General features: G+C 46.6%; 1 protein-coding gene. It reads right to left on the bottom strand.

Going from position 1 to position 1,982, the window contains the following annotated elements:
• A partial coding sequence (locus H6F50_RS15960; protein WP_190429451.1) for a PAS domain S-box protein occupies window positions 1–1,982 on the bottom strand: 1,982 nt, incomplete at both ends.

The raw sequence follows: 1,982 nt of genomic DNA, 5'->3' as shown, positions 1-1,982 counted from the left end.
GCAACTAAATCGGTTGAGCGCTTTAGCATCAACCGAATCGCACCAGCAACCTGTCGCAAACAGCTATCTCCAGCTTGATGACCGTAGGTATCGTTGTAAATTTTAAAACAGTCGATATCGCAGAAAATTAGCGATATTGGCGCTTGTTCTCGTCCCAGCCGCCGCCACTCTTGGGCAAGATATTCGTCAAACCTGCGCCGATTTGCCACCTGAGTTAAGCCATCCAGAGAAGCGATACACTGCAACTCCCGGTTGGCTTCCTCCAGCTGTTTAAAGAGGGAAGACTGCTGAATTGCGATCGCTAACCCGACGGACAATTGTTGCAACAACTTAATTTCATAAGGCTCCCAGTGACGAGATCCAGAGCATTGATGGACGCAGAGTATGCCCCACAAATGAATTTTGGCGGCTGGATTGGATAAAGAGGGACGGAGTGGGGCGGGATTGTTGCTATTCGATTCATTATTCGCTTCTCGGTTGCCTCCCTGTTCCCGAATCAAGATTGGCACCATCAAATTTGCCCGAATTCCTGCCCCTGCGAGTAACTTCACGTAACTCGCAGGCAGATCCGCTTGGTAAATATCATCCACCGCTGACACATACCCGGTGGTTTGAAATTTTTGGATATATTCCGCCTCAAAGCAGGGGTCATACAGCGAGACATCCAGAATCGATTCACAACCGGGTGCGACAGATTCGACGACAAAGCAGGCACCGCGAGCATCGAGCCGATAAAGAGCAACTCGTTCGGCTGGCAGAAAGTTTCGCACCTCTGCAACCGCTGTGTTGAGGATTTCGTTTAAATGCAACGATTGGCGGATGCGCCCTTGTATTCTTCCCAGCAAGCGCTCTCGCTCAATAGAAGAGCGTAATGCCTCCTCAGTTCGCGTCCGTTCTGTAATGTCAAGAAAACTCCAAACCCTGCCAATGATTTGTTCGCCGAGTCGGTACGGTGTGGAGTAGCGCTCAAAGATTTTCCCGTTTTTTAATTCCAGAATGTCGTATGCCTTAGCTTCTGGTTGCCTGGAAAGTTCCCAAACCAGCTTTAGAAAAGCTTCTGGCTCTTTCAACTGGTCTTTAAGAAAGACGATTTGTTCGTTAGCGCGAGGCGAGCCGATTAGGTCTTCGGGAACCTCCCACATCTGAAGAAACTTCTGATTGTAGCTGACAATATCTCCTTCTAGGCTCACTGCAACGATGCCGTCAGCAGTTGATTCAAGCGTAGCGCGCAGCAGAGAAAGCGATTTCTCAACTTTTTCCTCGGCGGTTTTACGCTCTGTAATCTCAATGTAAGCGATCGCAACGCCATAATCTTTGAGAGGAATGGGAATCGCAGTGACGTTAAGCCAGGTAATTTCATCCTGGTCATTCACAATTCCGATTTCTCGATTTTCAATCACCTTATTTTCTTTTAACGCCCGAACGCTAGCAAATTCTTGCGGTGGCATCGAGCTACCATCCGGTCGAACGATTCGCCATTCTTTGCTGTCGCACCTTCTATTTTTATGGTTTTCAATAGATAACTTTAGAATTTTTTCTGAAGCTTGGTTGGCTTCAACAATATTGCCGTTATTATCGGTAATAGAAATGCCAATTGGGAAGCATTGAAAAAGAATTTTATATTTTTCTTGACTTTCTCTTAACTCAGCTTCTGCTTGCTGGCGTTGGCTAATATCGCACGAAACAGCGATGATTTCTTGCACTGCTCCCGTATCCGGATGGCGGATAGTTCGGAGCGTAGTTTTAAACCAAATGTAATAACCTTGCCGATGACGAATTCGGTAGCTAACTGTGTTGATGTCTGGAAAATTTAGTTGAGTTGGATGTTCTCTTAAAGCAACCGTGTCATTCTGAGCAAATTCCTCTATCAGGACTAAATCTTGCGGGTGGCAAAATTCAAGCACCGAGCGTCCCAGAAGTTCATCCGGCTTATATCCCAGTAAAATACTGCATACAGGTGAAACGTAGAGGTAAACACCTTC

The sequence above is a fragment of the Coleofasciculus sp. FACHB-712 genome (assembly GCF_014695635.1).
Taxonomy (GTDB): Bacteria; Cyanobacteriota; Cyanobacteriia; order Cyanobacteriales; family FACHB-T130; genus FACHB-T130.
The sequence above is the reverse complement of the archived record's forward strand: the minus strand, read 5'-3'. Positions and strand labels throughout refer to the sequence as shown.